4 protein-coding genes are annotated in these 3178 nt (G+C 44.3%); all 4 read right to left on the bottom strand.

The window, feature by feature from the left end:
- Nucleotides 1-147 precede the first annotated feature (147 nt).
- Nucleotides 148-795 (bottom strand): sulfotransferase family protein, encoded by a 648-nt coding sequence (locus tag BOW51_RS09475; RefSeq protein WP_167367314.1) that lies wholly within the window; start codon nt 793-795, stop codon nt 148-150.
- A 73-nt stretch (nt 796-868) separates the two neighbouring features.
- Nucleotides 869-1528 (bottom strand): sulfotransferase family protein, encoded by a 660-nt coding sequence (locus tag BOW51_RS09470; RefSeq protein WP_167367313.1) that lies wholly within the window; start codon nt 1526-1528, stop codon nt 869-871.
- Nucleotides 1529-1620: 92 nt separating this feature from the next.
- The gene (locus tag BOW51_RS09465; RefSeq protein ID WP_078477506.1) at nt 1621-2493 is read right to left on the bottom strand and encodes a glycosyltransferase; all 873 of its coding nucleotides are present in this window, start codon (nt 2491-2493) and stop codon (nt 1621-1623) included.
- Between the two features lie 45 nt (nt 2494-2538).
- Nucleotides 2539-3178 (bottom strand): ELM1/GtrOC1 family putative glycosyltransferase (locus BOW51_RS09460; protein ID WP_078477505.1); only part of this gene is annotated, 640 nt, incomplete at its 5' end.

Genomic DNA, 3178 nt, shown 5'->3' with positions numbered 1-3178 from the left:
CTGGAAAGCAGCGTTAAATCGTTTTATGATCGAGTTTGAAGATCGACTCATTGACCATATTTGAACAGGGCAGTTACACAGAATTATCTACAGGCTCCTTTTACCCAGACAACCTACCGTCCGTCATCATTAAACAGATCGAATCCATCACCATTTCGGTGGAGAGATATAATTTTTGATTGCATTTCTGACAAAATAATACCCACTACGTCGCTTTAATTTTTTAATGAAGCCCAAATAACCTCTATTTTTCCTTTCTCGATCGACTGCCTTATTTGCATGCGGAAAAGGCTTATTTGGAATATCGCATTGAAGGAACTGACATAGCTCCTCCCATCCATTATTTTTAGAGAAGTCGACAATTAACAAATCTTCCGGGCGATTCCTGAAATATTGAATTACATCTTTGTTATGTTGCTTATAACGATTCAGATAAATCTCTTCGTTTTCTAATGGATTCCCAATACCATAAACCCATCTGAATAAAGGCGAATCTTTTTTACCAAAGTGCCTCACGACACTCTTTATCCATGCATCTTCATCTCTTAAAGTGAGCACAAACAAGTTGCCCGGGAATTTCTCATCCAGCTCTTTATATAATAGCGGCCAAGGATTATCTTGAAATGCATCAAACTTGTCTACTAAAGCAAAGGCCTTTTGCCTTACATTTTTTTCTATTTCTGGATCATTTGTTCCATTTGGCCCGGTTACTGTATAGCCAAGTATCTTAAGAGCTTTAGATAAACTTGTAGTTCCTGTCTTTTGAAAGCCTACGCAAAAAACTTTCTTTCTCATATTAACTCAATGCCTTCATAACAATTTGTAAACCTCTCGGTGACGAACCAATACGCAAAACTCTGTCGCCAGATCATCGACTGTAACCTATTTGCTCAAAATCCTTTTTATATAATGAGTAAATTCTGTCCCTGAGGTCGTCATTATAATATGTGGTCAATATCTTGTCCGAGCCCCTCCGGTCATTTTGACGCACCTCCAATCCATCATATTTATCAAAATTAAAAATCTCTCTGAGAATGTAAGCCATATCCTTGTCCAGAGTCTCTATTTTTCCGATAAAATCCAGCCTGCTGACAGGAACAGGAGTGATTTCGGTCTGGCGTGCCCAATGGGCATTATCCCTGATACCGCCATTTTCCAGATACAATACAAATTCTTCAAAGCTGTATTGTTCTTTATGGCCTATTCTTCTCGCAACAAGCTGGTGGAATTTCTTCCCGCTTCTGCTTACCTTATCAAGATAGGCAGACAGTACTCTGCTGTATGGATTACGGAAAAAACTGAAAATAAAATAATTTTCCACCATGCAATCGATTGAGTAACAACCGCTCTGTTGCCAGTTTTGAAATAAACCCTTGGCAACATTGCCTTTCTCATCCAGACCAACGTCTCTCTCATAATCCTCAAATGTATGTACCGCGAGCGTTTTCGAAATAGTTGAGTTCGCTGCTTTTGGCATTCTGATGTAAATGTATTTGTGCTCTGTTGATACAGCAACTCTGGTAGCCACAGCACGTCTTAATTGAAAAGGTACGTGACGCATGAAAGGACTAATGAAATTAAGAAGATTAATCATGGCAAGGTTGATTGCGTATTGGTCGCTTATGCCTCACAAGCCAATTCAGAATATGCAGAAAAGGTAGAATCGCACATCTGAATGAGAGTGAATAAATGTGCCTGTTTAACTTCTGGCTTGTTCACAAGCCATTGACCAGTCAGTCGGGTAACTGCCTCGGTATCCAAGGGTTCTACCTGCCCTTCCGGGCAAACCTGTTGTAACTGCTCCCTGACACCACCATGTGCATAACCAATTACCGGAACTCCCATGCTCAGCGCCTCGATAGTTGTACGCCCGAACGCCTCTGGCTCATGTGCCAGCGAGTAGACTATGGTTGATATTGCCAGTATCTCTTTCATGTCTGAGCGGTGCCCGGTCATTGTTATCGCATCCTGCAAACCGAGCACCTCAATCTTCTCCTGCAGTTCGTTCTGGTACTCCTTTTTCCTTGGATGCGCATCTCCCACGATTACTCCATGCACATTTTTCCCGGATGTAATCAACTTGTGAATCAGTTGAATAAAATCCTCCTGCCCTTTCCAACGCGTCAGGCGAGCAGGTAAGGTCAGAAGAGTCTTGCCCTTCATCTGTGGATACTGCGCATTCCAACGCTCAAGCCATGCCTGGTCAGGTTGATAGCCATACTTGTAGATCTCCGGGTCAACCCCCCGGTAGATAATCCTGATTCTGTCAGCATCAACATCCCTGTAATTCTCTAGAATATAGCCCCGGATCATTTCAGAAACAGCAATCACCCGCTCACCACGCACCATCACCGAACTATAGCGTCCAACCGTATAGGGACCATGCACGGTTGTTACCAGGTGAGGTCTTGATGATTTTGGCAGGCCTTTCCAGGCATGGTAGCCAATCCATGCTGGCAGCCGTGAACGCAAATGCAGAATATCCGGCTTGATCTCCCGCCACTGTCCAGCGCGGGAAGCATCTGCACCACTGTCAGTTTACGATCCAAACCAGCGTTCCTCGATAAGTGTGGCAACACGCTCAGCCTCATTAAAGCCGGAAAAGGCCGCTTTGTTTAGAGCACCGCTTTCCAGCCACTGCTGATATGACGTAGCATGTCCTTCAGCAATCAGGATATGAACCCCTTTCGCTATACACCCACTTCCGCCTTCAAGCTCCAGAACACTAACACATGCTCCCGAGGTCAGCGACTCATAAAGCATGGAGACACTGTCCGGCGTCACCCACATCTGGCTGGCACGCGCCATCTCACTTTCCATCCATCCATCACCAGTCTCTTCATATGGCGTAACTGTCAATCGATCTGACACGACTTGCTCATGCAGTGCCTGAATAAAAGACCCGGGTGTTCTTCTGGATGTTGTCAGTACCCATTGTACTGAACCACTGGAATTTACTATGTGCTTTATCTGCTGCACTAACTGGCCGTCGTTCCATTGATAGTGTGATGAATGACCGCCAATAAGGATCAGGCCGGCATTTTCATTCTGCGTACCGGAATTCCTCACCCGGTTAAGAGCACCATACGTACAAACAAGATTTGAAGACTTTTTTGCATTATCGTGAAATGGGGTAATGACAAGATCAAACCAGCTAACCGGAAACGAGGGGCGCATC

The organism is Solemya elarraichensis gill symbiont, assembly GCF_002021095.1.
Taxonomy (GTDB): Bacteria; Pseudomonadota; Gammaproteobacteria; order Chromatiales; family Chromatiaceae.
Note: the sequence above shows the minus strand (reverse complement) of the source record. Positions and strands in the feature narration are given on the sequence as shown.

Bases quoted from the DNA above. Each gene is read 5' to 3' on its own strand.
- BOW51_RS09475 (WP_167367314.1), bottom strand. From the start codon at position 795: ATGAGAAAGAAAGTTTTTTGCGTAGGCTTTCAAAAGACAGGAACTACA.